The organism is Pantoea sp. NGS-ED-1003, from assembly GCF_000738765.1.
In the GTDB taxonomy this organism is placed as follows: domain Bacteria; phylum Pseudomonadota; class Gammaproteobacteria; order Enterobacterales; family Enterobacteriaceae; genus Pantoea; species Pantoea septica.
Map to the genome: position 1 here is coordinate 84,584 of NZ_JPQA01000004.1, position 23,986 is coordinate 108,569.

Below are 23,986 nucleotides of genomic sequence, written 5' to 3' on the forward strand. Positions count from 1 at the left end.
AGCGACAAACGCTGAAGGTAAGCGTAAAACCCGCGTCTTTTCTTCCCATTGTTTGACTTAAGACGCGGGATAATCTGTCCAGGCAAACCGAGAGGTTTGCCGATAATTCACAGGAAGTTACTGCAAAAATGTCTGATAACGCGAAAGCAAAAGGCCGCAAACGTTCACTCTTAATTCCGGTGTTGCTCATTGTAACGCTGGCCGCTTGTAGCGTGGCAGGCTATGCAGTCTGGCGAATGATGAATAAACATGAGAGTGGCACACCGGAAGCTGCGAAAGTAGAACCGCCACCCGCTCCCGTCTTTTTTGCGCTTGATACCTTTACGGTCAACCTGATCAATCCCGACAACGATCCGGACCGCGTACTGTACGTAGGCTTTACCCTGCGTCTGCCGGACGAGGATACCCGTCGTCGGATGAATGATTATCTGCCGGAAGTGCGTAGCCGCCTGCTGCTGCTGCTCTCGCGACAGAGCGCCGCCGCGCTGGCGTCGGAGCAAGGAAAGCAAGCGCTGATTGAACAGATTAAGCAGGTGCTGTCACCTCCGCTGGTGAAAGGACAGCCTGCGCAGGTGGTAAATGACGTACTGTTTACCGCCTTCATTTTGAGGTAAACCAATGGGCGATAGCATTCTCTCCCAGGCTGAAATTGACGCGCTGCTTAATGGCGACAGTGACAGCGCGGTAGATGAAAAGAGTCAAAGCGGGCCGGAAGGCGACATTCGTCCTTACGACCCTAATACCCAGCGTCGCGTGGTGCGCGAGCGCCTTCAGGCGCTGGAGATTATTAACGAGCGTTTCGCCCGACATTTCCGTATGGCGCTGTTTAACCTGCTGCGCCGCAGCCCGGATATCAGCGTCGGTGCGATCAAGATTCAGCCGTATCACGAGTTTGCCCGCAACCTGCCGGTGCCGACCAACCTGAATCTTATCCACCTGAAACCGCTGCGCGGAACGGCGCTGGTGGTGTTCTCGCCGAGCCTGGTGTTTATCGCCGTGGATAACCTGTTCGGCGGTGACGGCCGCTTCCCCACCAAGGTGGAAGGCCGTGAGTTTACCCACACCGAGCAGCGCGTGATCCGCCGCATGCTGAAGCTGGCGCTGGAAGGCTACAGCGACGCGTGGAAGGCGATCTACCCGCTCGACGTGGAATATGTCCGCTCTGAAATGCAGGTGAAGTTCACCAATATCACCACCTCGCCGAACGATATCGTGGTCAACACGCCGTTCCAGGTCGAGATTGGCAACCTGGTGGGCGAGTTCAACATCTGTATTCCGTTCTCGATGATTGAGCCGCTGCGCGAACTGCTGGTTAACCCGCCACTGGAGAACTCCCGCACCGAGGATAACCACTGGCGCGAGAACCTGGTGAAACAGGTGCAGCATTCGGAACTGGAGCTGATCGCTCACTTTGCCGAAACCTCGCTGCGGCTGTCGCGCATTTTGCAGCTGAAGCCTGGCGACGTGCTGCCGATCGAGAAACCAGAGCGCATTATCGCGCACGTCGATGGCGTCCCGGTGCTGACCAGTCAGTACGGCACCATGAACGGCCAGTACGCCCTGCGCGTTGAGCATTTGATTAACCCGATTTTGAATTCGCTGAATGAGGAACAGCCCAATGAGTGACAGCAATAAACCGTCCGACGACATCTCTGCGGACGATCTGTGGGCTGAGGCGATGAATGAGCAGGCCGTTAGCAGCGCGCCGCAGGCCGACGACGTCTTCAAAACGTTCGAAAGCAGCGCTGCCGCCGGTTCGCTGCAGGACATCGACCTGATTATGGATATCCCGGTCAAGCTTACCGTCGAACTGGGCCGCACCAAAATGACCATTAAAGAGCTGCTGCGCCTGACGCAGGGTTCCGTGGTGGCGCTGGACGGTCTGGCGGGCGAGCCGCTCGATATCCTGATCAACGGCTACCTGATCGCCCAGGGCGAAGTGGTGGTGGTTAACGATAAGTATGGCGTACGCATCACCGACATTATTACGCCGTCTGAACGTATGCGTCGTCTGAGCCGCTAAATATGATGAACACCCAGTCCCACGCGCTGCAGCCCGCAGCGCCGCCCATCTCCGGCGGTTCCGTCGTGACCCAGGTCAGCAGCGTGCTGGCCGTGATTGTCCTGCTGATCCTCGCCTGCGCCTGGCTGGCGCGCCGCCTCGGCTTCGCGCCGAAAACGGTAAGCAGCCAGGCGCTGAAGGTGAGCGCCAGCGTACAGGTCGGCCAGCGCGAACGCGTGGTGATTGTGGATACCGCCGAGGCGCGCCTGGTGCTGGGCGTTACGGCAGCGCAGATTACCCATCTGCACACGCTGCCGCCGGTGGCGCCGGATGCCCGTCCGGCCGCCGCGGCCGCGCCGCAAGATTTCCGTCAGCTGTTGCAAAATCTGGTTAAACGTCCCGGAAAACCTCAATGATGCGTCGACTGCTCTCTCTTCTGCCGCTATTACTGCTGGCGCCGGCCGCTCATGCCCAGCTGCCGGGACTGGTGAGCCATGCGTTGCCCAATGGCGGACAAAGCTGGTCGCTGCCGGTGCAGACGCTGGTTTTTATTACCTCGCTGACCTTTATTCCCGCCGTGCTGCTGATGATGACCAGCTTTACCCGCATCATCATCGTGTTCGGCCTGCTGCGCAACGCCCTCGGCACGCCCTCCGCGCCGCCGAATCAGGTGATGCTCGGCCTCGCGCTCTTTCTGACCTTCTTTATTATGGCGCCGACCTTCGACAAGATTTACGACGACGCCTATCTGCCCTTTAGCCAGGACAAAATCAGCATGGACGTCGCGCTGGAGAAAGGCGCGCAGCCGCTACGCGACTTTATGCTGCGTCAGACGCGCGAAGCGGACCTGGCGCTGTTCGCCCGCCTGGCGAATACCCCGCCCATCGAAGGGCCGGAAGCGGTACCGATGCGCATTCTGCTGCCCGCCTACGTCACCAGCGAGCTGAAGACCGCCTTTCAGATTGGCTTTACCGTTTTTATCCCGTTTCTGATTATCGACCTGGTGGTCGCCAGCGTGCTGATGGCGCTGGGGATGATGATGGTGCCGCCGGCAACCATCTCGCTGCCGTTCAAACTGATGCTGTTTGTACTGGTGGATGGCTGGCAGCTGCTGGTCGGTTCGCTGGCGCAAAGCTTCTATTCCTGATTATTCCGATTTCCCGGAGAAACTAATGACGCCAGAATCCGTTATGGCAATGGGCCAGGATGCGCTGCGCCTGGCGCTGATGCTCGCCGCGCCGCTGCTGCTGGCGGCGCTGGTCAGCGGGCTGATTATCAGTCTGCTGCAGGCGGCGACCCAGGTGAACGAGCAGACGCTTTCCTTTATACCGAAGGTGCTGGCCGTGGCAGCGACGGGCGTGATTGCCGGCCCCTGGATGCTGAATCTGGTGCTGGACTATATCCGCACCCTCTTCAGCAACCTGCCTTATATGATCGGCTAATGGTTACCCTCGACAGCGACCAGCTGGTTCACTGGGTCAGTCAGTTTTTCTGGCCGCTGGCGCGTATGCTGGCGCTGTTCGCCACCGCGCCGCTGCTGAGCGAGCGCGCTATCAGCAAACGCGTCAAAATCGGCCTGGCGGCGTTAATCACCTGGATAATGGTGCCAACGCTGCCTTCAGTCGAGGTAACGCTGTTTTCGCCCGCTGGCTTCTGGCTGCTGCTGCAGCAGATGCTGATTGGTATCGGGCTGGGGTTCACGATGCAGCTGGCGTTTGCTGCGGTGCGCCTCTCTGGCGAGGTAATCGGTTTACAGATGGGCCTCTCTTTCGCCACCTTTTTCGATCCAGGCAGTCGCTTAAATATGCCGGTTCTGGCCCGTTTTCTCGATATGCTGGCAATGCTGCTGTTCCTGACCTTCAACGGACACCTCTGGCTGATCTCGTTGCTGGCGGACAGTTTTCATACATTGCCGATTGGCGGGCAGCCGTTAAACGCCAACGCTTTTAATGCACTGGTCAAAGCAGGCGGTTTAATTTTCCTTAATGGCATGATGTTAGCGCTACCCTTAATCGTTTTGCTGCTTCTGATTAACCTGGTACTGGGTTTGTTAAACCGTGTTACACCTCAGCTCTCTATTTTCGCGGTTGGCTTCCCAATTACCTTAACAGTGGGAATTTTGACCATGGGGTTGATGATGCCTTTGGTTGCGCCCTTCTGTGAGCATCTGTTCAGCGAAGTCTTTGATTTGCTCGCCCAGTTCCTATCGGAACTGTCTCACCCCTGATGATTAAGTATCTCACTATCTTTCTAAAGTGATACTTAAGCCATCTAAAACATTCTGTGCATTTTTCAAACCAGTTTTCTCAGAAATCAACTAAGGAAATTCTGATAAGTGAGAAGTAACTCTGAAAATTATTCTTATTAAACCGCGCTTCAAGTATTTTATTTCACAGATTCCCGGTACAGCTAACTTGGTGGAATCGTTGACAAAATCGGCAACAGATTGTTTTGGAACAAAAAAAATCCTTTAACGATTTTTCTTGTCAGGACCTTTTTTTCCGGCATTGTCAACACTCGCTAAAACGTCACACTTTCGTGAATCAAATGTTTTTAAGAATCGTCCTATCAGAATTGACTGTGTTATGCGCGATAGTGACGAGGATCTCAAAACAGGGTGTTATGCACGCTTATTGCAAACCGCCAGCGATTCCCGCTATCACTGGAGGGATAAGTGACGTCAAGGCAGCACAAAAACAACTTTGCAGAAACGGGTCAGGGAAGAATACTTTTGGCAGGCGTATGGCCTGTCGCCAGACTGCTGAGCAGAATAAAAAAGTGTCTTAGAAATCTCTCTCGTACCGCAACGCGTAATTCATCGTTGATTTAAACGGATAACAAATTGGTGAGGGTCGCTAAACATGCCAACGATTATTATGGATTCATGCAACTACACACGCCTGGGATTATCGGACTATATGTCCTGTAAGGGAGTCAAAAAGAAAAACATCTTTTCTGTCTCCGATATTGAGCAATTACAGCAGCGCTGCGAACAGTTAAAACCTGGCGTAGTGTTTATTAACGAAGAATGTTTTATCCATGAATCAGATTCCAGCGACCGCATCCGAAATATTATTATGCAGCACCCGGAAACGCTGTTCTTCATCTTCATGGCCATTTCTAATATCCATTTTGAGGAATACCTCTACGTTCGTAAGAACTTGATTATTACATCAAAATCGATAAAAACGACGACACTTGACTCCTTACTCAGCACTTATTTGCAGAAAAAGCTCAACGCGTCTACCCGTATTTCATCAGGTCTGGATGTACACCCTCTGACGTTAAGTCAGACGGAGTCAAATATGCTGAAAATGTGGATGTCAGGTCATGACACCATTCAGATCTCAGACAAGATGCAAATTAAGGCCAAGACCGTTTCGTCACACAAAGGCAATATTAAACGCAAGATCAAAACCCATAATAAACAGGTTATCTATCATGTGGTGCGTTTAACTGACAATGTGACGTCAGGTATCTATGTCAACGTGAGATAGTCAACTCGCGAAAGAACCGGCCGCCAGGCCGGTTTTTTTTCGCCTTTTTTGCGAGCCAGATCTCACTCCACTCCCTAACCCTTTCCCCTTCTCTGCCGATGTTAGTTTCATAACCCCGACATGAGATCAAGGATATGAACACACCACTGGATTCTTCCACGCCGTCCAAGGCTGGCCTGTGGCGCAACCTGCGCCTGGTGCCGCTCTTCAGTATGATTTTCGGCGGTATTCTGCTGCTGTTTGCCCTCTGTATCGCCCTTGCCAGCTATTTTCTCATCCAGAGCAACCAGTCGCTTAAGGATGCCACCGACGAGATCCAGGTACGTATGGGGATCTCCAACAGCTCTAACCACCTGCGCACCGCGCGTCTCTATATTATCCAGGCTGGCGCCGCCGCTCGCATCGGCGAGATGGATGAGTTTAAAGCCAGCGTCGCCGCGACCGAAAAGCGTATTCAGCAGGCGCAGGAAGGCTTTAAGGTTTATCAGGAACGGAAGATCAAAACCCCTGAAGATATCGCGCTCGACGCCCCGCTGACGGCGCGCTTCAACGACTATGTCGAAAAGGGGCTGAAGCCGATGATCAACGCCGGCAAACAGGGCAGCTTCGAGGGCATTATCGCGCAGGAGACCGACGTCACGCGCAAACTCGACAACGCCTATAACGACGTGCTGCTGCAGGCGATTAAACTGCGCAACCAGCGCGCCGACGCCATTAACGCCACGGCGGCGCATCAGTCGCGCATCGGCTTTATCGCGATGGCGGTCGCCTTCGCCGCCGCCTTGCTGCTGACGCTGATGACCTTTGTATTCTTGCGTCGCGTAGTGATCAGTCCGCTGCGCCAGTCGGTCGCGCGTATTGAGCGCATTGCGCAGGGCGACCTCACCGCCCCGCCGGAACCGCACGGCCGCAGCGAAATTGGCACGCTGCTGCATAACCTGCAGTTGATGCAGGATTCGCTGGTGAAAACCGTCGGCACGGTGCGTGAAGGCGCAGTGGCGATCTATCAGGGTTCCGGCGAAATCTCTGCCGGGAATACCGATCTCTCTTCCCGTACCGAGCAGCAGGCCGCCGCGCTGGAGCAGACCGCCGCCAGCATGGAGCAGTTAACCGCCACGGTGAAACAAAACGCCGAGAACGCTCACCACGCCAGCCAGCTGGCGGCAGACGCCTCCGGCAAAGCCCGCAGCGGTGGCGAGCTGGTGAGCGGCGTGGTGAAAACCATGACTAATATCTCCGGCAGCTCAAAGAAAATCGCCGAAATCACCAACGTCATCAACAGCATCGCCTTCCAGACCAATATTCTGGCGCTGAACGCGGCGGTGGAAGCGGCGCGCGCCGGCGAACAGGGTCGCGGCTTCGCGGTAGTCGCCAGCGAGGTACGCAGCCTGGCGCAGCGCAGCGCTCAGGCGGCCAAAGAGATTGAGTCGCTGATTGCGGAGTCGGTCAATTTGATCAAAGACGGTTCGCATCAGGTCGGCGAAGCGGGCGAAACTATGGGCGAGATTGTCGAAGCGGTACGCCGCGTCACCGATATCATGGCGGAGATCGCTGCCGCCTCGGATGAACAGAGCCGCGGCATTCAGCAGGTCAGCCAGGCGGTCACCGAGATGGATAACGTCACGCAGCAAAACGCCTCGCTGGTGGAAGAGGCCTCTGCAGCAGCCGCATCGCTGGAAGATCAGGCTGGTAAACTCACCAAAGCTGTCGCCGCGTTTCGCCTGCAGGAGCATCCGGCGCTGACAACAGCAACGGTGGCTGCTGCTGCGCCCGCGCTGAAATCGCCGCGCCTGACGCCGCGTCCGGCACTGGCGACCTCCGGCAACGACAACTGGGAAACGTTCTAAGGCAGAGAAAAATAAAGGCGCTCTGAGGCGCCTTTATTATTGTCGATTTAGCATGAAATAAGGCGCCGTCTGGCGCCTTATTATTGCCGCGATATTCAGAGAGAATAAAAGCAACGCCCTGCGCATCTATTCCGCCACATAAGGCTCGACAAATATCCCTTCCGGATGATCGCCTTCATTAAAAAACCAGATGCCGAGCGGATAATCTTCCAGCGCCACCAGATACATGATCCCTTCGTTAAACGGCTCTACAGCGAGAATAGTGCCGAGGCGGCGCGGGCCGCCATCGGTCTTTACGGTGACGCGGTCATTGACCTTCATGCGCGTTGCTCCTGATGATTTTCCTGTGCATCAGTGTAAACGATGAGGCCCGCCTCAGCGACGCGCAATCACCCAAACCGCATGAATGATACCGGGGATATAGCCGCACAGCGTCAGTAGAATATTGAGCCAGAAAGCGCCGCCAAAACCGACCTGCATAAATACGCCCAGCGGCGGCAGAATAATAGCGATAATAATGCGTAACAGATCCATGGTCTCTCCTTGTCACGTTATGGTTTAACTCCGCCTGTAACTATAGACGATGCCGCTGATAACAAAGGAAAAACCAGGTAAATTTACGTAAGCGGGCGCTTTTTCGCTTTCTTAACGTTTCGCGACAAGACTTCTGACACGGCAACCTTTTACACTTCTTTTACTGCTCCACCCCAAAGGGGCAGTCAACCTAAAAGTAACAAGGATTTTGCCCGCGCAGCGCGGGCTTTTTTTTTGCCTGTTTCTTTTCCTGCCGCAGAGTTATTCACCTGTCCTGGCCGCCGTCTATACTTAGCTGATCCGTCGCAATCCCTGGTCGGAGATAAGCGAAATATCCTTTTAAACAAAAGGAGAGCGATGATGGCGCAAATCAATCCAGGCGGCCCTGACCTTCAGCCCGGCGAGAAACCCGACGTGGGCTCGCTGCTCGACAGCCTGCCGCGCAGCACGGCGGCCCTCCCGCAAACCTTTCCCGAGGTGGACAACAGCCGCCATCTCAGAACCGGCGGCCGGGCCTGGGGAAGCAGTATTGAACTGGCGGACGAGTATGAACTCGATATTCGCGACTGCACCTGTAACGAAATGAACCGCTAATCGCAGGCCAAAAAAAACCCGGCAGGGAGCGCCGGGTAAATAACCACGTAAATTCGTTACATCAGGAAATGCTTGATACCTCTGCAGAGTACGCCTGACCGACGCTAAGACAAGTCCTGGCTATGCACAATACTGCTGCCCTTTTTGTATAAAACCCCCTGGCGTTACCGGAAACAGCCTGATTTCAGCCGCTTTGCGCCATGCGTTTTTTGTGCATCCCGCTTCGCTTTATCGTCAGGTTTTAAGAATTATCCTAGATGTGCCGTACGACAGACGAAAAGCAGGCGCAATCTGGTATCAACTATAATACTGAAAATCCGCCAGTTAATGTCGCAAGGAGCCTGCTATGCCCAGTTTGCAACAGCCGCTGTTAGTGATTACCGATCTGGATGGTTCCCTGCTCGATCATCATACCTACCGCTGGGATGCCGCCGCAGAATGGCTGGCTGAACTGCAGCGTCAACAGGTGCCGGTCGTGCTCTGCTCCAGTAAAACCGCAGCGGAAATCGCGCCGCTGCAAAAGCGTCTCGGCCTGACGAATACCCCATTTATCGCGGAAAACGGCGCGGTGGTGCAGATGTCGGCGCAGCGACGCGAACGGATCCCGCCGGAGAGCCTCGCCTATGAGGCGCTCTGCCGCACGTTGAGCACGCTACAGCCTAGCTTTCGCTTTCAGGGCTTCAGCCGCTTCACCGATGCCGAAGTCGCCGCGATGACCGGTCTGACCGAAAGCGACTCGGGGCTGGCGCGCCAGCGCGAAGCGTCGGAAGTGATTGTCTGGCGCGACGACGAAGAGAAGCTGGAGGCGTTTCGCGCCGCGCTGGCGCAGCATCAGCTGCAGCTGACCCAGGGCGGGCGCTTCTGGCACGTCATGCCCGCAGGCAGCGGCAAAGGCGAAGCGCTGCGCTGGCTGCTCGGCCAGTATGACAGCGCGCCCGCCACCATCGGCCTCGGCGACGGCCCCAACGACGCGCCGATGCTGGATGCGGTTGACTACGCCGTGGTGATAAAAGGCTACAGCAAAACGCCGGTGACGCTGACCCGGCAGGACAGGCAACGGATCTACCATACGGCGCACTACGGCCCCGAAGGCTGGAAAGAGGGACTCGACTATTTCCTGACTCAGCCCGATTAAGCCGCAACCACTGATGATTAAAAGGATGGCGCGATGAGTGATTTTTATCAGAATGGCGTGATTACCAACTTTCATAATCTGACCAACCGCAGCGTTGAGTCGCTGGAAAAAGAGATGGTGCGCTTCGCGCGCAAACGCAAAATGGGGCTGATTCTCCCGTCGCTCTTCTCCGAACTGGAAGGACCGGCGCTGGGCAATATCGTCGATGAGCTGGCCAAAGTGCCCTACCTCGACGAGATCGTTATCGGGCTCGATCGCGCCGACCGCGATCAGTTTCTCTTCGCGCGCGAATTTTTTTCGCGCCTGCCGCAGCGCCACCGCATTTTATGGAATGACGGCCCGCGCCTGAAGGCGATCGACGCCGAGTTGGATAAAGAGGGGCTTTCGCCTTCCCAGCCGGGCAAAGGGCGCAACGTCTGGTTCTGCACCGGCTTCACTCTCGCCTCGGATCGCACACAGTGCGTGGCGCTGCACGACTGCGATATCGTGACTTACGAACGCGGCATGCTGGCGCGTCTGCTCTATCCGCTGGCGAACCCGGCGTTTCAGTATGAGTTCTGCAAAGGGTTTTACGCACGCGTCGCCGACGGCAAGCTGAACGGCCGCGTAGGCCGCTTGCTGGTCGGCCCGCTGCTGCGCTCGCTGCAAAAGGTGTATGGCCACTCCGAATATCTCGACTATCTCGCCAGCTTCCGCTACCCGCTGTCGGGCGAATTCGCCATGCGCACCCACGTGCTCAACGGCATTAAAATTCCCGGCGACTGGGGGCTGGAGATTGGCGTGCTGTCGGAAATTTACCGCAACTACACCACGCGTCAGACCTGTCAGGTCGAGATCGCCGACAACTATGACCACAAACACCAGCCGCTGGCGGAAGATGACGGCACCGGCGGCCTGAAGCGCATGAGCAGCGATATCGTGCAGTCACTGCTGCGTAAGCTGGCGACGATGGGCGTGCCGCTGACCAGCGACTCGTTCCGCGTGCTGAAGGCAACCTACTACCGCAACGCGCTCGATATGATGGAGATCTACAACCACGAAGCGGCGATGAACGGCCTGAAGTTTGACCAGCATATCGAAGAAGCGGCGGTAGAGATGTTCACCCAGTCGATTCTGGAGGCGGGACAAGCCTTTATCGAGCGTCCTAACGATAAGCCGTTTATTCCCAGCTGGAGCCGCGTTCAGTCCGCCTTCCCCGATATCCTGCAGCGTATCTATCAGGCGGTGGAAGAGGACAACGCCGGCAACGTTTAACCTCCAGCTACCACGCGGTTGCGGCCCTGACTTTTCGCCAGATAGAGTCGGCGGTCCGCTTCCGCCTGCAGGCTAGTCGTCTGGTAGTCGCCCTGCTCTTCGCTGCTGGCGACGCCTGCGGAGAGCGTTACGCTAAAACAGTGGCTGGCGTTGACCAGAATGGTTTTCGCCGCCAGACGCTCGCGCATCCGCTCCGCTACCTTTTCCGCATCCGCCAGGCCGGTTTCCGGCAGCACCACGCAGAACTCCTCGCCGCCGACGCGGCCGGCCAGGTCGTTTTTCCGCAGCGCCTGGGAAACGATCGCGGCGACGCGCATCAGCGCCTGGTCGCCCGCCTGATGGCCCCAGGTGTCGTTCACCGCTTTAAAGTGGTCGATATCGAGCTGGATCGCCGCCAGCGGCGCGTTAAGCGCCCGGCAGCGCGCCGCCTCCGCTTCGAAGCGTTCAAAAAAGGCGCTGCGGTTAAGCAGCCGCGTCAGGCCGTCGTAGCTGGCGCGCCACGCCAGCCGGTCGGAGAGCTGGCTCAACCTTCGCACCAGACGCACAATGATCTGATGCGCCAGTAGTAGTAGCAGCACGAACAGCAGCCACATCACCAGCATAAACAGCATGGCGCGTCCTAAATCCTGGCGTAGCCCTTGTGCCAGAGTTTGCTGATTCACCAGATAGCCGTCTACGTTTTTCAACCTGCTCCAGCTGATGAACTGATGCTCAAGCCGCAGCGTGCCCTGCGGCTGACGCGCAATCTGCGCATAGAGCTGCCGCTGTGCGCCGTCGCTCAGCGGCTTAGCATCCGACGCGTTAAGGGAGGCCACGGGCTGCTGCGCTTTGTCGAGCAGCACCACGCTGCCCTGCAGCGCGCTGTGGTGCATGTTACTCAACTGACTGGCGATACGCTGCTGCGTGAAATCCATCGACAGCGCGCCATACCAGTAGCCGTTGATAAAGATGGGCGTGCTGACCGTCAGCATCGCGCCCTCATCCTCCGCGCCCTGATAGACGGCAGACCAGCGCAGCTCCTGAGGCGACGCCAGCGTCGCCATGGCGCGAAACCAGGGGCGGGAAACCATGGTGGCGTAGTTGGCGGCGAGCGCGGAGAGGCTTTGCGGCGGACGCGAGGTGATAAAGAATCCGGCGCGCGAGGTGTACCAGAAGCGCGAATGGAAATCGGCTTCCGCATCGCTGAACTGCATAATAAAGCTGAACTCCAGCGCCGCGAGCACCTCGCCGTCAAGCCGCGCCGGATCGCGCTGCAGCAGTGCGTCCTGCGCCAGCCCGCTGTCGCCGACGCCGTTGATCGGCATGCTGCGCGGCATATTGAGCCGCAGCTGCCATGCCGGTTGCGCGCGCAGCTGCTGAAACTCCGCCAGCGCGCGGCGCGCGTGGTGAGCGTCGAGCGGATGCGCCAGCGCATAGGTGAACATGCGCCGGTAATAGATCATCCCGTCGATGCTCTCCTGAAACTGGCTCTCCAGCCTGTTCTGCATATCCGCCAGCGCTGCGCGCTGCCGATCTTCATAGTTGATTTTCAGCGTGTGGAGTTCACGCCAGGTCAGAAAAAAAGAGAAAAGAAAGACCGCTAAAAACAAGAGATGAACGCGCAGTTCGGGACGCAATTTACGAATAGAGAGCGGCAAAGCAGCCATCAGCAACGGTGCTCCGAATAACGGGGATCAGGCGAGTATAGCAGGCGCAGGGGATCAAAAAATGAGGGAAATCACGGGGGATGAATAGCGCATCCCCGTTGAATAGCGCTTAGCTGGCGAGCTGCGTCTCAGAAATCGCGTGGCTCAGCTCATCCTGGTGAAAGGCTTCGCGGCGCACGGCGTAGCCATCATACCAGCGACACTCTACCATTCCGCTGGCGTAGCCGGTAACAACCATGGCAGGCCCGCCCTCTTTATGCTGCACTTCATCGCTAATCGTAAAGCTCATAACGCATCCCTCTTTTGACCGTTAAAAGAACCTTTTTATCTATAGCAGCCATCTGGACACCCTGCCCGTTAAGGCATGGAAAAAAAGCGTAAATTCAGAATAAAGTGGTAATAAATGTTGAAAATAAAAAAAGCGGATAAAAAGGCTTATCCGCTTTTAACATCTACTGGCGCTGAAATCAGATTTTGCAGCCTTCGCAATCCGCTTCGTCGCCTAAGTCGTCAGGCACTTCATTGACCTTTTCCGCCGCTTTGGCTTCGGCCTGCTCAAGCTGGGCATCAATATCAAATTCAAACATATCGTCGTTCATAGCGTCTCCTCTCCTGACTTCGCATCATATGGCAGTGCGCTTTATACCGATTTACCGCGCAGTTTAGCAATCAGATTCACCGCTAACAGCACGATCGACCCAACGATAAAACCGAGCACCAGGTTGGCGCCGTTGCTGAGCAAACTGGCCACTAGCCCGCTCATATCGCCGGTAATCGATTCGATCAGATGATGCAGCGGCGTCAGTCCGTGCACGATAATGCCGCCGCCGACCAGGAACATCGCCAGCGTGCCGACCACCGATAAAATTTTCATCAGCCAGGGCGCGAACGCCAGCAAAAAGCGACCGATGCCCTGCGCGATCGAGGAGGATTTCTCATTCAGCCAGTAGCCGAGATCGTCGATTTTAACGATGGCGGCGACGATGCCATAGACCCCGATCGTCACCAGAATCGCGATACCAGCGAGGATCAAAACCTGATTAAGCAGCGGCGCATCGGAAACGATGCCGAGGGTAATGGCGACAATCTCTGCGGAAAGAATAAAGTCGGTGCGCACCGCGCCCTTGACCTTGTTCTTCTCGAATTCGCGCGGATCCTGCTGCGCCAGCTTGTCCAGCCGCTGCTGGCGCGCCTCCGGGCTTTTCTCCTGCTTATCGTGCTGCAGGCTGTGCATCACTTTTTCTACCCCTTCATAACAGAGGTAGGCGCCGCCGATCATCAGCAGCGGCGTGATAAGCCAGGGCGCAAAGGCGGAGATCAGCAGCGCCAGCGGCACCAGGATCAGCTTATTAAGAAAGGATCCCTTGGCGACGCCCCATACGACCGGCAGTTCGCGATTGGCCTTAACGCCCGTTACCTGCTGCGCATTCAGCGACAGATCGTCGCCCAGCACGCCCGCCGTTTTTTTCGCCGCCACTTTGCCCATGACGGAAATATCATCCAGAAGTGTTGCAATATCATCTAATAAAGTCAGTAAGCTGGATCCTGCCAAAATATCTTCCTTATTCCGGTTCGTTATGTTGACAACAGGGACAGCGTTCCAGCGTCGCGACGGTGATGTCAGCGATGCCGTCGCACTCCCACTCTACGCGGACCGCGCCTGTCAGCTCGCCTGCATGCAGGTATTTGCTGACCGGGCTTTCCGTCATGCCGGTGATCTCCTCCGTCGCGACCAGGGTGTCGCCGATATAGACGCGTGCGGTCGCATGGGCGTTGACCATGCGCTCGTCGCGCAGCTGATAGAGGCGTTTTACCGTCAGTTTAATACTGCTCATCCACAACTCCTGATCGCGGGGGAAGGCGAAATCTAACCCGGCGAAGCCGACAAGGCAAGGCGACCTCAGCGCGGGCGATAGTGCTGAATGCCGTTGTGATCGATCTCCGCGCTCTGGTCCATCGCCAGCAGCCACTCCTCCAGCCGCTCCTGCAGATCGCCGTCGCTGAGCCGCAGTTTGTTGCGCAGCGCGCACTCCCAGATAATCAGCACCTTCCAGCCGCTCTCCTGCAGCTGGCGCACGTAGCGATTATCGCGCTCGACGTTGCTGTTGATCTTGCCGACCCAAAACTCGGTGCGCGTCGCCGGCACCTTAAAGAGATAGCAGTTGTGGTGATGCCAGAAACAGCCGTGCACGAAGATAATCGCCTGCTGCTCCAGCAGAACGAAATCGGGACGGCCCGGCAGATTCTTATCCTGAACGCGGTAAGCGAAACCGCGATCCTTTAGCAGCTGCGCCACCCGCAGTTCAATGGCGGTGTCCTGCTGGCGTATCGCACGCATATTTTTGCTGCGCGTCGTGCTGGAGTGTACATCGGCCATGGCGTCTCCTTTTTGCCTTCTCTATCAACTTTAGCCTGACTCACTGAAAGCGAAAGCCTGCGCCGCGCTTAGCGAGGCGGGTAAAATCCCGGCGATGCGTCCTGCAACGGCCTTAAGGCATCGCACGCCAATTTCTTCGCAGCCAGAGGAGTGTTAGCATAGCCCGTTCACAGTTAAGGAAAAACGCATGCTTGTCGATGACGCCACCGCAATGACGGAACCCGCTTCTCCCCTGCTCTCTGCCGATAGCGAAACCGCTGACCTGATGCGCCAGGCGCTGGCGATTTACGCCGCGCGCGATTTAGCCGCGACATTTCACCAGGCGGGCTTCCACGACTGGACGCCGCAGCAGCTGACCCGTCTGCGGCAAAACAAAAGCGCGCTGCCGCCGCTGAGCGAAGGCGAACTCACGCTGTTGCGCACTCTGCTGCCGACGCGTCCGGCCCACTACGACAACCCGCTGTTTCGCTTTATCGATCTCTTCGCGGGCATCGGCGGCATCCGCCGCGGCTTCGACGCCATCGGCGGAAAGTGCGTTTTTACCAGTGAGTGGAACAAAGAGGCGGTGCGCACCTACAAGGCGAATCACTACAGCGATCCGCAGGAGCACCGCTTCAATACCGATATCCGCCTGATAACCCAGCCAGAGGGCCTGCGCGACGAGGCGGCTATCTATCGCCATATCGACGCGGCGATCCCCGACCATCAGGTGCTGCTGGCCGGTTTTCCCTGCCAGCCTTTTTCGCTGGCGGGCGTGAGCAAAAAGAATGCGCTGGGCCGCGCGCACGGCTTCGAGTGCGAAGCGCAGGGCACGCTGTTTTTCGACGTGGCGCGCATTATCGCCGCCAAAAAGCCGCCGATCTTCGTGCTGGAGAATGTCAAAAATCTTAAAAGCCACGATAAAGGCCGTACCTTCGCCGTCATTATGGCGACGCTGGACGAGCTGGGCTACGACGTGGCGGACGCCGATGCCGCCGCGCCGGACGCAAAAATCATCGACGCGCGCCACTTTCTGCCGCAGCACCGCGAGCGTATCGTGCTGGTTGGCATCCGCCGCGACTATCCCTTCAGCAACACGCTGTCGCTGCGTCAAATCCAGCAGCTTTATCCGCCTGCAGTGCCGAGCCTGCAAAGCCTGCTGGAGCCTGAACCGGAAGAGAAATATATTCTTTCCGCCCAGCTGTGGCGCTACCTCTACGACTACGCCAGAAAACATAAAGCGAAAGGCAACGGCTTCGGCTTCGGGCTGAACGATCCGCGTCAGGTCGACGTCTGCGTCCGCACCCTCTCGGCGCGCTACTACAAAGACGGCTCAGAAATCCTTATCGATCGCGGCTGGGATCGCGCGCTGGGCGAAGCGGACTTCAGTAACGCCGCCAATATGGCGCGTCGTCCGCGCCGCCTCTCGCCGCGCGAGTGCGCGCGCCTGATGGGCTTCGAGGCGCCAGGCGAACGCCGCTTCCGCATCCCAGTTTCCGACACCCAAGCCTACAAGCAGTTCGGCAATTCGGTGGTGGTGCCGGTTTTCGCCGCGGTAGCGAAGCTGCTGTTGCCCTATATCAGGCAGATAAATCAGCCGTAACAGGTCCAGAGTTTAGCTTAGTCACGCGCATTATGCTGTTTTTCGGCGAATGCGCTCGCTGTCACAATGCTGTCACGCAACCGGCGAATACTCGCTTTTATTTTCAGGTTGCGCTATGTCCTCTGTCACTCTGTTCCCTCGCCGTTTTCATCTGCGCAAGCCGGGATTTCCTGGCTGGCTTAGCAGCCTGCGCGGCAACTTTACCCTGTTCGTCATCCTTTTCTGCCTGCTACAGGCGCTGGGCGTCACGCTGCTCGCCGCGCAGGTCAGCCATACGCAAAGCGCGCTGGCGCAAACTGCCCTACTGCGGGAAAGGCTGGCCCTGCTCGATAAAGCGCGCATCGAACTGCTTACCGCCAGCGACAGCAGCCACCGCGCGGGCATCTATCTGATGCAGGATCAGCAGAGCGGCTCGGTAGACAGCTGGAAAAGCCTGGCCGACGGTGCCAGCGCTTCGCTTAAGCAGGCGAAAGCGCTGTTCGCGCGCTACCATGCCGACGAGAAAGGTGCGCTGGCGCAGGGCTTTACGCTGCTGGCGCAGGGGCTGGAAGAGCAGCTAAAAGGATTGAAGGATAACCAGATCGACGCCTTTTTTATGGTGCCGATGCAGGCCTATCAGCAGCAGTTTAACGACGCCTGGTTTGCGGAGATCGACGCGGCCAACAAAGCGCTCGGCGCGGTCAACCGCAGCACGCTGGCGAGTATGACCCATAGCCGCAACCTGTCGCTGCTGGTCAGCGCACTGCTGTTCGCGCTGCTGCTGGTGGGCGGCTTGCTGCTGGCGCGCGGCGTTATCGCACCGCTGCGCCACGCCAGCGTCCAGCTGCAGCGCATCGCCACTGGCGACCTGCTTCCGCCGCCCGCCGCCGGACGGCTGCAGTCGCGCGAAACGCAGCAGCTGTTCAGCGCCATGGCGGAGATGCGCCACGGGCTGCGTCATATCGTTGATGAGATCAATACCATCGCCGCCGGCGTGGCGGCGGGCGCAGGCGAGATGCAGCAGCATAACGCGCGCGTAAGCGCTCAGCATCAGTCGCAAAACGCCAGCTTCACCCATTTGTCGCAGCGGCTGCGCCGCGTGGCGGACGAGGTAGAGAGCAGCGCGCAGGTGTCGCAGCAGGCGACGCAGCAGGCGTACGACGCCGATCGGCTGATGCAGCAGTGCGTCTCGCGGGTAGATGAGATGGAGACGCAGATGCGCCAGATTGTCGCCGCCTCTGGGGATATCGCCGGGATCGTCGAGATGCTGGATAGCCTTTCGCTCCAGACGCGCCTGCTGGCGCTTAACGCGGCGATTGAGTCTGCGCATGCCGGCGTATACGGCCGCAGCTTTTCGGTGGTGGCGAAAGAGATCGGCATGCTCTCCAGCCAGAGCAGCGGGTCGACGCAGCGCATTGACGGTTTAATCCAGCATACGCAGCAGCATGTCGCTCAGGGTTTTAACAAGGTCAAAGTGCTGGAAACGCTGTTTCAGACCATCAGCAGTGCGGTAGCTGATATCGCCGTACAGCTGCAGGCGCTTCAGCAGAACGCCACGGCGCAAAGCACGCGGGTCAGCCATATCGCCGCCGAGATCCACAAGCTGGACGAGACGCTACAGGCCAACGCCGGTCTCAGCGCGCAGCAGCAGCAGGCCGCCGACGCCCTGCAGCAGCAGGCGGCGCGTCTGGCGCAGAGCGTGCGGCAGTTCCGCATTGAGCAGGCGTAAACGCCGCCCATAAAAAAACCCGTCTCGCGACGGGTCTTTTTTATTTCTTCTTCTTTGTCTGTTTCTTCAACAGGGCGCGAAGCTGTTTGACCTCGTCCGCGGAAAACGCGTTTGACGCATTTTCCGCCGTATCCTGATTGTCTACCGCAGAGGCGGTGGGCGGCAGCAGGCTCTCCTGTAAACGCTGAACAATCTCCTGACTCATTGAGATTTGATTCTCCAGCGCCAGCTGTTTCAACTGCTCTTTCAGCGCCGGATCGATCTTAATCGTCAAATTTACCGTCTCAGTCATTCTGTTACTCCCTTCGTTATTTATCATCAACGTAGCGGAAGTCACGGGCGTTTAACATACTGTCATAAAAATTTAATATTAGGCGCGTAAGGGGCTGAAATCACGCAACACTGACTCATCGAAGCTGGTGAGGTTGCCCTGCAGCTCAGCGCATAGCTTGGCCATATAGTGCACCAGGAAGTCGGCGTTATGCTGCGCCAGCGCCCTGCCCGCCTCGGTCTGCATCGTATCGGGGAGCCGCAGCAGCTTCTTCTGAAAGTGATCGAGCGTCCAGTTGACGTCGTTGAGCTCGCGCATCTTGCCGAGCGGATCCTCATTATCGAACAGCGGCCGGTTAAGCGCGCCGGCCGTATAGAACACGCGCGCCAGCCCGATAGCGCCCAGCGATTCGAGTCGATCGGCGTCCTGGACGATTTTCGCCTCCAGCGTTTCCGGCGCGATAGCCGCGCTGAAGCTGTGCGCCTTAACGGCGTGCGCCACCGCCGGGATCAGCGCATCAGGAAAGTCGGGAAAATCCTGCGTCAGAATGCGTGCGGTCTCTTCGGCGGCATAGGTCGAGGCAAGATGGCGTTCGGGGTGATTTTTCGGCAGGTTGACCACATCGTGGAAGTAGCAGGCGGTGAGCACGACCAGCGGACTGGCGTCGCTGCCTGCCATAATACGCTGCGCGCTCATCCAGACACGACGCAAATGGGCGATATCGTGCGCCTTGTCATCATGAACCCAGTTAATCTGAAACCAGCTTTCGAAGCGCGTTTGCCAGAGTGAGAGCGACATGGCTTATCTCCCTGTTAATGTTTTGGTACTGGTCTTAACATCGGACCGTACGCAGTGGGACGTCATCTTACCGAGTAGCTGATGACAAATTTTTGACACAGGGTGGTGTAAAATGCGCAGTGACAAAACCGGTTCGAAAAAAATGAGACCGGGATCGAGTTATAGCGCTAATTCAAGCATTATCCCAGTTTTTAACAAACTTTCAGCATTAACCCATATCAATTAGCTTAAGCAAAACTTATTAATATCGCTCAAAATTGACGCGCTGCGTCTGAAGCCGGCAAGGAAGCTCACCTGAGGCGAAACCCAGGCCCATTCAGGATATCGCCGCTTTGTGAAGGTTAAAGAATCTGAAAAGGTTTCAAAAACGCCCGATATAACGTACTGTATCCGGGTTATACCAGGTAAGGGACCACTTAGTAGACTCGGACTGGTGCGTTTTTTGCATTTTCGCTTTTTCCTAAAGGCAAATCGTTGTGTTGCCGTTACTGTAAGGCATCAAATTGTTAAGCGGATTGATGTAAATTCATCACCCCTGCACGCAGGCGCAAGACAGCGGTTTAATGTGTGTCCACCGGGTTCTATGTATATTCAGAGGTAATCAATGAAAGAACGGCCGATTCTTTTTTCCGAACAGCGGGTTCGCGCCCTGCTGGTTGGCCAGCAAACCCAGACCCGGCGCATCATGAAAACGCAGTCTTTCGGACCCGGTCAGGATCACCATGAAGGCGTGCATGCCTTTGACGTTAACGCCAACCATCTGCACGGCTATAAGCTGATGTCGATGGCCGATATCAGCCAGCACTGCCCTTACGGCAAGCCGGGCGATATTCTCTGGGTGCGCGAAACCTGGCGCGGACCTATCGTGCCGGAAAACGATCTGGCGGAGTATGAGCGCGATCCGGCGCCGTTCCGCCTGCCGGCGTTTTGCCAGTACCGCGCCGACAATAACGAGCTGGGACACCATGCGCAGAGCGGCCCGGAAGCCGATCAGTTCGGCTGGCAGACCGCCATTCACATGCCGCGCTGGGCCAGCCGCATCAACCTGCAGATCACCGCCGTGCGCGCGGAAAAAATCCAGGATATCAGCGAAGATGACATCATGGCCGAGGGCGTGCAGACCGATTCGCACTTCCTCAATAACTTCTTCACCATGAACATGAATGCGGAGTCGCCTAAAGAGGCCTACCGCAAGGCGTGGCAGAAGCAGTACGGCGCCACCAGCTGGGAAGTGAATCCCTGGGTCTGGGTGATTGAATTTGAGCGCGTCGCGCGCAATTAATAGCGCTTTGCGGGCTGAATCACAGACAAATTGCATGCTAAGCGGTTGAATAGACAGCTTTCACCCCTGCAGCCTGATTAAGGTGCCAGCGACCGCTTCGGATGCTGGCATTTTTTCTGGCGGACAGGATAGCGCGGGTAATTCGTCAGCGAGTATTGCGATGTTTAAATGGCCATGGAAAAACGAGAACCGCACCGTGCTTGCCGATCTTCCCTGGCGTCAGGCGCTGGCGCAGCCGGTGTTCAGCTGGCTGGACGAGGATGAGCAGCAGGCGCTGATCGCCATGGCGCAGCGTTTCCTGCAGCAAAAGAAACTGGTGCCGCTGCAGGATGTCGAGCTGGATGAACTGCACAGCGCGCGGCTCGCCCTGCTCTTCTGTCTGCCGGTATTAAAGCTGGGGCTGGAGTGGCTCGACGGCTTTCACGATGTGCTGATCTACCCGGAACCTTTTGAGGTAGCGGACAGCTGGGAAGATGAACAGGGACTGGTGCATCACGCCGCTGCGGTGCATGCCGGACAGAGCTGGACGCAGGGTCCAATCGTGCTCAACTGGCTCGACCTTCAGGACGCTTTCGATCTCTCCGGCTACAACCTGGTGATCCATGAGGTGGCGCACAAGCTCGACGCGCGCGGCCGCGGCTATACCAGCGGCATACCGGTGATGCCGCTGCGTGATGTGGCGGTGTGGGAAAAAGATCTGCGCGCCGCGATGGACGAGATTGAAAACGAGGTTGAACTGGTCGGCGAACAGGCCGCGACTATCGATCCCTACGCCGCCAGCGATCCCGCCGAGTGCTTTGCCGTGCTGTCGGAGTATTTTTTTACTGCGCCTGATTTGTTATACGAGCGCTTTCCGGCGATGTACCGTCACCTGAGTCAGTTTTATCGTCAGCATCCGCTGCCGCGTTTTGATGGCTTTTTCATCGCCACCGCCTAATTCGCGATCGCTTTGCTGCAAAGCTAGCCAGTTGAATGCTAATGTGTTTTTCGCTGTTGACAGGCCGGAGCGCGGCCATTAATATGCGCCCCATCGACACGATTCCTCTGTAGTTCAGTCGGTAGAACGGCGGACTGTTAATCCGTATGTCACTGGTTCGAGTCCAGTCAGAGGAGCCATATTTGTACTTTCATGCCGCTTCGCGAATCTCGCTACGATGCAGATTCAACGGGTAAGCGTGAAAAGCCTTTCCGATGCGTGTTCTCTACCCGCAGCGCATCGGACAAGAACGGTGGTCAGACTTCGCGTACTTTCATCGCCATGATGGCCTGACCGCCCTCTCTCCGAAGCTCCCTCAATACGCAGCCTCAGCTTTCTAATAACTCTCTTTATGCGCATTCACTATTTTAATCATCCCGACTATCTTGCTATACAAGCGTATTAAGTAAAAGTTTACTCCCTGCCGCCTCGATGACGAGCTTGCGCTGAAAAAATGACTCACCGGCAGGCAAAATAAAAACGCCAGCTGCTGTTTATTCACTGCAACTGGCATAGAGAGATATTCTGGCTATCACTCAGGAATATGCAGCACCTGACCCGGCATGATTTTATCAGGGCTGGCCAGCGTAGATTTATTCGCGTCGAAAATCTTCATATAGAGAGAAGCATCGCTGTAAAAATGTTTGGCAATAGAGCTTAACGTATCGCCTGACTGTACAGTATAGGTACGCTCATCTTTATTAGCGATGGGGCTTTTTGCTTCAGTGCTGTTTTCCACTGTTTTAAGCAGATCGCTGCCGATATCCTTAACCTTATCTAAAATACTCATATTCTAACCCTGTTTATTAAAATAATGCGCTTTTGAAATCGCTATATAAATCTTAGCCTTTAGAGTGTAAGCAAATCTCAACGCATAAACACTCAATAGAGAATAAACAGAGAATCTATTCTCATTTGTTAATTTAATTATCAATCATCTACAAGTATATACATACATTCCATTATGAATATTTAAAGTATCGGCAAAATCAGAAGGGAAACAAAGAATTAACACCGCCCCTGTAATAAACAACATCAGCTTAGCCTTATTGTCATTTTTTAGCGCGACGAAGCGCACCCTCTTTATTAACTCTTCGATTGTTTACCCGAGGTTTAGAATGAAGATTGTCATAAAAATAACGCGCCATATACCATATACGCCTGACGAGTTTTAATCAGATCAACCGATAACTAAGGAATGTGCAATGGGTATATTGTCATGGATTTTTTTTGGATTAGTCGCAGGCATTCTGGCACGATGCGTTATGCCTGGTAAGGAACATTTAGGGATTATCATGACTATCCTGCTCGGGGTCACAGGCGCGCTGATTGGCGGCGTAATCAGTACTGCGCTCGGATTCGGTCAGGTCAGCGGATTCAACCTTTACAGCATTTTAATTTCTACCGCGGGCGCCATTATCGTTTTGTTTGTGGTGCATAAAATCAGAGCGCTAAAGCAAGCATAATATTTACTTAAGGTGATAAAGATGGGTTTACTGGATACTATTCTGGAGCTGGTTGGCGTTAATGATAAAGCTGGTCAGGAATTAAAAGGTGTTTTGCAATGGATAGAACAACAAGGCGGTATTCACGCCATTGTTAACCATCTGCAGGCGGGTGAATTTAGCGATATCGTCAAATCCTGGCTCGGCGATGAGAATAATATGGCCATTAGCAGCGATATCGTGCAAAGAATGTTTAGTACGGAAGCGGTTCAACAGTTAGCCAGTAATGTCGGCGTAAACAGCGAGGATGCCGCTAACCTGCTGGCTAAATATCTTCCTCAGTTAGTTGACAAAATCTCTTCTGCCGGGGCTATTGCTAAAGAGGCCGATCTTGCCTCTGCGATTAGCGGGTTCAAGCGCTAAGGTAAGCACCAGAAAATTCGAGCCCCGGCGCATTAGCCGGGGCTTATGATCCTGCCCGATATCGATACAGTTGAGTGACAGATGATCATTCCGAAAGCCAGATTTTTAAGGCAATGCTATTTGAAAAATCTATCCCAGTCGCAACATCTCGCACAGAGAGAATCTTTTAAAATCACCAACGACATTGTCAACGCACTGCGACAGCCTGAAACGCACAAACTCGGCTCTTTCGTCTATGCCGGCCTAAAAGAGAAGTATCCTCTGCTGTCGAGCGGCGCATTCGAAGAATACCTGACAGAGATAAAAAACAGGTTTGAAGATGCAGGCTATAAGGTGGAATATGCATTCGCTAATAACGGCCTCTCTTTCCATATTGACTGGAGAAGCGAAGAGATAAGCCAGGAGATAACCGATAAGAGTGAATAGTTGCATTACCTTAGTCCTGAGTAAACGCCACACCTGAGTTAACAGACTTCCAGCCGCACTGCCTCAGCCGCGCTTTATGCCCGCTTCTTTTAACAGCGAACGACTTTTCGTTCAGTTTGTCCTCCAGCCGTTTATCTTATCAGCCTCAGCGGCGACCAGCGTCACGCACCTCTGCCGATCGCCAACAAC

Annotated in this window: 30 protein-coding genes and 1 tRNA gene; 20 read left to right on the forward strand and 11 right to left on the reverse strand. The window is 55.9% G+C overall.

All coding sequences use genetic code 11. The annotated features are described in order from the left end of the window. Positions 1-128: 128 nt before the first annotated feature. The 9 genes from fliL to JS46_RS09065 all read left to right on the forward strand — a co-directional run bounded on the left by fliL (position 129) and on the right by JS46_RS09065 (position 7,346). Complete coding sequence (fliL, locus tag JS46_RS09025; protein ID WP_033749823.1) at positions 129-614, forward strand: flagellar basal body-associated protein FliL; 486 nt, start codon at positions 129-131, stop codon at positions 612-614. A gap of 4 nt (positions 615-618) precedes the next feature. Then, positions 619-1,626 carry a flagellar motor switch protein FliM gene (fliM, locus tag JS46_RS09030; protein WP_033749825.1) on the forward strand — a complete coding sequence of 336 codons (1,008 nt, stop codon included), beginning with the start codon at positions 619-621 and terminating at the stop codon, positions 1,624-1,626. Beyond that, complete coding sequence (fliN, locus tag JS46_RS09035; protein WP_033749826.1) at positions 1,619-2,023, forward strand: flagellar motor switch protein FliN; 405 nt, start codon at positions 1,619-1,621, stop codon at positions 2,021-2,023. The genes fliM and fliN overlap by 8 nt, the downstream gene beginning before the upstream one ends. Positions 2,024-2,028: 5 nt before the next feature. Further along, on the forward strand, positions 2,029-2,418 hold the full coding sequence (gene fliO, locus JS46_RS09040; RefSeq protein WP_033750711.1) for a flagellar biosynthetic protein FliO: 390 nt from the start codon (positions 2,029-2,031) through the stop codon (positions 2,416-2,418). After that, positions 2,418-3,149 (forward strand): flagellar type III secretion system pore protein FliP, encoded by a 732-nt coding sequence (gene fliP, locus JS46_RS09045; protein WP_033750714.1) that lies wholly within the window; start codon positions 2,418-2,420, stop codon positions 3,147-3,149. The genes fliO and fliP overlap by 1 nt, the downstream gene beginning before the upstream one ends. Before the next feature lie 25 nt (positions 3,150-3,174). Next, on the forward strand, positions 3,175-3,444 hold the full coding sequence (gene fliQ, locus JS46_RS09050; RefSeq protein WP_033749828.1) for a flagellar biosynthesis protein FliQ: 270 nt from the start codon (positions 3,175-3,177) through the stop codon (positions 3,442-3,444). Beyond that, positions 3,444-4,229, forward strand: a complete 786-nt coding sequence (gene fliR, locus JS46_RS09055; protein WP_033749829.1) for a flagellar biosynthetic protein FliR — start codon at positions 3,444-3,446, stop codon at positions 4,227-4,229. The genes fliQ and fliR overlap by 1 nt, the downstream gene beginning before the upstream one ends. 634 nt (positions 4,230-4,863) lie before the next feature. Further along, on the forward strand, positions 4,864-5,499 hold the full coding sequence (gene rcsA, locus JS46_RS09060; RefSeq protein WP_033749830.1) for a transcriptional regulator RcsA: 636 nt from the start codon (positions 4,864-4,866) through the stop codon (positions 5,497-5,499). Positions 5,500-5,633: 134 nt separating this feature from the next. Then, positions 5,634-7,346 carry a methyl-accepting chemotaxis protein gene (locus JS46_RS09065; protein WP_051905601.1) on the forward strand — a complete coding sequence of 571 codons (1,713 nt, stop codon included), beginning with the start codon at positions 5,634-5,636 and terminating at the stop codon, positions 7,344-7,346. Between the two features lie 126 nt (positions 7,347-7,472). Here JS46_RS09065 and dsrB read toward each other — a convergent pair whose 3' ends face one another. Both dsrB and JS46_RS23340 read right to left on the reverse strand, forming a co-directional pair. Beyond that, complete coding sequence (gene dsrB, locus JS46_RS09070) at positions 7,473-7,667, reverse strand: protein DsrB (RefSeq protein ID WP_033749831.1); 195 nt, start codon at positions 7,665-7,667, stop codon at positions 7,473-7,475. A 54-nt stretch (positions 7,668-7,721) separates the two neighbouring features. After that, the gene (locus JS46_RS23340; RefSeq protein ID WP_033749833.1) at positions 7,722-7,880 is read right to left on the reverse strand and encodes a YqaE/Pmp3 family membrane protein; all 159 of its coding nucleotides are present in this window, start codon (positions 7,878-7,880) and stop codon (positions 7,722-7,724) included. Positions 7,881-8,237: 357 nt separating this feature from the next. Between JS46_RS23340 and JS46_RS09080 the strand changes: the two genes are divergently transcribed. From JS46_RS09080 to JS46_RS09090, 3 genes are all read left to right on the forward strand, one after another. Next, positions 8,238-8,474, forward strand: a complete 237-nt coding sequence (locus tag JS46_RS09080; protein WP_033749834.1) for a DUF2525 domain-containing protein — start codon at positions 8,238-8,240, stop codon at positions 8,472-8,474. Positions 8,475-8,820: 346 nt separating this feature from the next. Further along, complete coding sequence (locus JS46_RS09085; RefSeq protein ID WP_033749836.1) at positions 8,821-9,609, forward strand: mannosyl-3-phosphoglycerate phosphatase-related protein; 789 nt, start codon at positions 8,821-8,823, stop codon at positions 9,607-9,609. Positions 9,610-9,642: 33 nt separating this feature from the next. After that, entirely contained in the window at positions 9,643-10,863 is a 1,221-nt protein-coding gene (locus JS46_RS09090; RefSeq protein WP_033749838.1) for a glycosyl transferase, read from the forward strand. On the opposite strand, the gene dgcQ is transcribed toward JS46_RS09090, so the two are convergent. From dgcQ to JS46_RS09115, 6 genes are all read right to left on the reverse strand, one after another. After that, the gene (gene dgcQ, locus JS46_RS09095; RefSeq protein WP_033749840.1) at positions 10,860-12,509 is read right to left on the reverse strand and encodes a cellulose biosynthesis regulator diguanylate cyclase DgcQ; all 1,650 of its coding nucleotides are present in this window, start codon (positions 12,507-12,509) and stop codon (positions 10,860-10,862) included. The two genes, JS46_RS09090 and dgcQ, sit on opposite strands and share 4 nt — an antisense overlap. Before the next feature lie 109 nt (positions 12,510-12,618). Continuing rightward, positions 12,619-12,798: a YodC family protein gene (locus JS46_RS09100; RefSeq protein ID WP_033749842.1), complete on the reverse strand. Its 180-nt coding sequence runs from the start codon at positions 12,796-12,798 to the stop codon at positions 12,619-12,621. A gap of 178 nt (positions 12,799-12,976) precedes the next feature. After that, on the reverse strand, positions 12,977-13,108 hold the full coding sequence (locus tag JS46_RS24750; protein ID WP_255351574.1) for a hypothetical protein: 132 nt from the start codon (positions 13,106-13,108) through the stop codon (positions 12,977-12,979). Between the two features lie 41 nt (positions 13,109-13,149). Beyond that, positions 13,150-14,061 carry a DUF808 domain-containing protein gene (locus JS46_RS09105; RefSeq protein WP_033749843.1) on the reverse strand — a complete coding sequence of 304 codons (912 nt, stop codon included), beginning with the start codon at positions 14,059-14,061 and terminating at the stop codon, positions 13,150-13,152. 10 nt (positions 14,062-14,071) lie between these two features. Then, entirely contained in the window at positions 14,072-14,344 is a 273-nt protein-coding gene (locus tag JS46_RS09110; RefSeq protein ID WP_033749845.1) for a hypothetical protein, read from the reverse strand. A 65-nt stretch (positions 14,345-14,409) separates the two neighbouring features. Continuing rightward, complete coding sequence (locus JS46_RS09115; protein WP_033749847.1) at positions 14,410-14,886, reverse strand: very short patch repair endonuclease; 477 nt, start codon at positions 14,884-14,886, stop codon at positions 14,410-14,412. A 187-nt stretch (positions 14,887-15,073) separates the two neighbouring features. On the opposite strand from JS46_RS09115, the gene dcm reads away from it, so the two are divergent. Together dcm and JS46_RS09125 are read left to right on the forward strand one after the other, a co-directional pair. Beyond that, positions 15,074-16,468, forward strand: a complete 1,395-nt coding sequence (gene dcm, locus JS46_RS09120; protein ID WP_033749849.1) for a DNA (cytosine-5-)-methyltransferase — start codon at positions 15,074-15,076, stop codon at positions 16,466-16,468. Positions 16,469-16,583: 115 nt separating this feature from the next. Continuing rightward, positions 16,584-18,176, forward strand: a complete 1,593-nt coding sequence (locus JS46_RS09125) for a methyl-accepting chemotaxis protein (protein WP_033749851.1) — start codon at positions 16,584-16,586, stop codon at positions 18,174-18,176. A 40-nt stretch (positions 18,177-18,216) separates the two neighbouring features. On the opposite strand, the gene JS46_RS09130 is transcribed toward JS46_RS09125, so the two are convergent. Both JS46_RS09130 and JS46_RS09135 read right to left on the reverse strand, forming a co-directional pair. Continuing rightward, positions 18,217-18,468, reverse strand: coding sequence for an Arc family DNA-binding protein (locus JS46_RS09130; RefSeq protein WP_033749853.1), 252 nt, complete (start codon positions 18,466-18,468; stop codon positions 18,217-18,219). Positions 18,469-18,546: 78 nt separating this feature from the next. Further along, positions 18,547-19,245 (reverse strand): phosphohydrolase, encoded by a 699-nt coding sequence (locus JS46_RS09135; protein WP_033749854.1) that lies wholly within the window; start codon positions 19,243-19,245, stop codon positions 18,547-18,549. A 604-nt stretch (positions 19,246-19,849) separates the two neighbouring features. Here JS46_RS09135 and JS46_RS09140 point away from each other — a divergent pair. From JS46_RS09140 to JS46_RS09150, 3 genes are all read left to right on the forward strand, one after another. Then, positions 19,850-20,527 (forward strand): hypothetical protein, encoded by a 678-nt coding sequence (locus tag JS46_RS09140; RefSeq protein ID WP_033749856.1) that lies wholly within the window; start codon positions 19,850-19,852, stop codon positions 20,525-20,527. A 160-nt stretch (positions 20,528-20,687) separates the two neighbouring features. After that, the gene (gene mtfA / locus JS46_RS09145; RefSeq protein ID WP_033749858.1) at positions 20,688-21,464 is read left to right on the forward strand and encodes a DgsA anti-repressor MtfA; all 777 of its coding nucleotides are present in this window, start codon (positions 20,688-20,690) and stop codon (positions 21,462-21,464) included. A 103-nt stretch (positions 21,465-21,567) separates the two neighbouring features. Continuing rightward, positions 21,568-21,643 (forward strand) — tRNA-Asn (locus JS46_RS09150). A gap of 392 nt (positions 21,644-22,035) precedes the next feature. Here the strand turns inward: JS46_RS09150 and JS46_RS24775 are convergent. Beyond that, complete coding sequence (locus tag JS46_RS24775) at positions 22,036-22,293, reverse strand: LysM peptidoglycan-binding domain-containing protein (protein ID WP_033749861.1); 258 nt, start codon at positions 22,291-22,293, stop codon at positions 22,036-22,038. 415 nt (positions 22,294-22,708) lie between these two features. Here JS46_RS24775 and JS46_RS09160 point away from each other — a divergent pair, with 415 nt between their 5' ends. The 3 genes from JS46_RS09160 to JS46_RS09170 all read left to right on the forward strand — a co-directional run bounded on the left by JS46_RS09160 (position 22,709) and on the right by JS46_RS09170 (position 23,797). Continuing rightward, on the forward strand, positions 22,709-22,969 hold the full coding sequence (locus JS46_RS09160; protein ID WP_033749863.1) for a GlsB/YeaQ/YmgE family stress response membrane protein: 261 nt from the start codon (positions 22,709-22,711) through the stop codon (positions 22,967-22,969). A 21-nt stretch (positions 22,970-22,990) separates the two neighbouring features. Then, the gene (locus JS46_RS09165) at positions 22,991-23,371 is read left to right on the forward strand and encodes a YidB family protein (protein ID WP_033749865.1); all 381 of its coding nucleotides are present in this window, start codon (positions 22,991-22,993) and stop codon (positions 23,369-23,371) included. A gap of 81 nt (positions 23,372-23,452) precedes the next feature. Next, positions 23,453-23,797 (forward strand): hypothetical protein, encoded by a 345-nt coding sequence (locus JS46_RS09170; protein WP_033749866.1) that lies wholly within the window; start codon positions 23,453-23,455, stop codon positions 23,795-23,797. The last annotated feature ends 189 nt before the right edge of the window (positions 23,798-23,986 follow it).

Excerpts from the sequence above, each read along its gene's own strand:
- fliL (WP_033749823.1), top strand. The coding sequence starts at position 129 with ATGTCTGATAACGCGAAAGCAAAAGGCCGCAAACGTTCACTCTTAATT.
- fliM (WP_033749825.1), top strand. The coding sequence starts at position 619 with ATGGGCGATAGCATTCTCTCCCAGGCTGAAATTGACGCGCTGCTTAAT.
- fliN (WP_033749826.1), top strand. The coding sequence starts at position 1,619 with ATGAGTGACAGCAATAAACCGTCCGACGACATCTCTGCGGACGATCTG.
- fliO (WP_033750711.1), top strand. The coding sequence starts at position 2,029 with ATGAACACCCAGTCCCACGCGCTGCAGCCCGCAGCGCCGCCCATCTCC.
- fliP (WP_033750714.1), top strand. The coding sequence starts at position 2,418 with ATGCGTCGACTGCTCTCTCTTCTGCCGCTATTACTGCTGGCGCCGGCC.
- fliQ (WP_033749828.1), top strand. The coding sequence starts at position 3,175 with ATGACGCCAGAATCCGTTATGGCAATGGGCCAGGATGCGCTGCGCCTG.
- fliR (WP_033749829.1), top strand. The coding sequence starts at position 3,444 with ATGGTTACCCTCGACAGCGACCAGCTGGTTCACTGGGTCAGTCAGTTT.
- rcsA (WP_033749830.1), top strand. The coding sequence starts at position 4,864 with ATGCCAACGATTATTATGGATTCATGCAACTACACACGCCTGGGATTA.
- JS46_RS09065 (WP_051905601.1), top strand. The coding sequence starts at position 5,634 with ATGAACACACCACTGGATTCTTCCACGCCGTCCAAGGCTGGCCTGTGG.
- dsrB (WP_033749831.1), bottom strand. The coding sequence starts at position 7,667 with ATGAAGGTCAATGACCGCGTCACCGTAAAGACCGATGGCGGCCCGCGC.
- JS46_RS23340 (WP_033749833.1), bottom strand. The coding sequence starts at position 7,880 with ATGGATCTGTTACGCATTATTATCGCTATTATTCTGCCGCCGCTGGGC.
- JS46_RS09080 (WP_033749834.1), top strand. The coding sequence starts at position 8,238 with ATGATGGCGCAAATCAATCCAGGCGGCCCTGACCTTCAGCCCGGCGAG.
- JS46_RS09085 (WP_033749836.1), top strand. The coding sequence starts at position 8,821 with ATGCCCAGTTTGCAACAGCCGCTGTTAGTGATTACCGATCTGGATGGT.
- JS46_RS09090 (WP_033749838.1), top strand. The coding sequence starts at position 9,643 with ATGAGTGATTTTTATCAGAATGGCGTGATTACCAACTTTCATAATCTG.
- dgcQ (WP_033749840.1), bottom strand. The coding sequence starts at position 12,509 with ATGGCTGCTTTGCCGCTCTCTATTCGTAAATTGCGTCCCGAACTGCGC.
- JS46_RS09100 (WP_033749842.1), bottom strand. The coding sequence starts at position 12,798 with ATGAGCTTTACGATTAGCGATGAAGTGCAGCATAAAGAGGGCGGGCCT.
- JS46_RS24750 (WP_255351574.1), bottom strand. The coding sequence starts at position 13,108 with ATGAACGACGATATGTTTGAATTTGATATTGATGCCCAGCTTGAGCAG.
- JS46_RS09110 (WP_033749845.1), bottom strand. The coding sequence starts at position 14,344 with ATGAGCAGTATTAAACTGACGGTAAAACGCCTCTATCAGCTGCGCGAC.
- JS46_RS09115 (WP_033749847.1), bottom strand. The coding sequence starts at position 14,886 with ATGGCCGATGTACACTCCAGCACGACGCGCAGCAAAAATATGCGTGCG.
- dcm (WP_033749849.1), top strand. The coding sequence starts at position 15,074 with ATGCTTGTCGATGACGCCACCGCAATGACGGAACCCGCTTCTCCCCTG.
- JS46_RS09125 (WP_033749851.1), top strand. The coding sequence starts at position 16,584 with ATGTCCTCTGTCACTCTGTTCCCTCGCCGTTTTCATCTGCGCAAGCCG.
- JS46_RS09130 (WP_033749853.1), bottom strand. The coding sequence starts at position 18,468 with ATGACTGAGACGGTAAATTTGACGATTAAGATCGATCCGGCGCTGAAA.
- JS46_RS09135 (WP_033749854.1), bottom strand. The coding sequence starts at position 19,245 with ATGTCGCTCTCACTCTGGCAAACGCGCTTCGAAAGCTGGTTTCAGATT.
- JS46_RS09140 (WP_033749856.1), top strand. The coding sequence starts at position 19,850 with ATGAAAGAACGGCCGATTCTTTTTTCCGAACAGCGGGTTCGCGCCCTG.
- mtfA (WP_033749858.1), top strand. The coding sequence starts at position 20,688 with ATGTTTAAATGGCCATGGAAAAACGAGAACCGCACCGTGCTTGCCGAT.
- JS46_RS24775 (WP_033749861.1), bottom strand. The coding sequence starts at position 22,293 with ATGAGTATTTTAGATAAGGTTAAGGATATCGGCAGCGATCTGCTTAAA.
- JS46_RS09160 (WP_033749863.1), top strand. The coding sequence starts at position 22,709 with ATGGGTATATTGTCATGGATTTTTTTTGGATTAGTCGCAGGCATTCTG.
- JS46_RS09165 (WP_033749865.1), top strand. The coding sequence starts at position 22,991 with ATGGGTTTACTGGATACTATTCTGGAGCTGGTTGGCGTTAATGATAAA.
- JS46_RS09170 (WP_033749866.1), top strand. The coding sequence starts at position 23,453 with ATGATCATTCCGAAAGCCAGATTTTTAAGGCAATGCTATTTGAAAAAT.